The organism is Photorhabdus viridis (genome assembly GCF_040256935.1).
Lineage (GTDB): Bacteria > Pseudomonadota > Gammaproteobacteria > Enterobacterales > Enterobacteriaceae > Photorhabdus > Photorhabdus viridis.
This window is the reverse complement of sequence record NZ_JBEJZY010000628.1, coordinates 1-221: the sequence shown is the minus strand read 5'-3', so window position 1 is coordinate 221 and position 221 is coordinate 1. Positions and strand designations below refer to the sequence as shown.

1 pseudogene is annotated in these 221 nt (G+C 49.8%); it reads left to right on the top strand.

What is annotated here, in order from left to right:
• Window positions 1-221 (top strand): annotated as a pseudogene (locus ABR397_RS24850) (ISNCY family transposase); the annotation flags it as partial.

The window sequence follows — 221 nt, the reverse complement described above, 5'->3', positions numbered from 1 at the left end:
GGATGTTACGACGACTGTCAGAACAGTCCCCGAGGTATGAGGAGGTACTGATGACAATAGCGCAGAAACTGGAGCAGAAGGGGCACCAGAAAGGGTTTATTGAAGGGCGTCAGGAAGGACTCCAAGAAGGATTGAATAAAGGCGAAAAACGGGGGATCCTGAAAATCGCGTGTGCGATGATCGACATGGGTATCGACCGTGAAACGATAATGAAAACGACC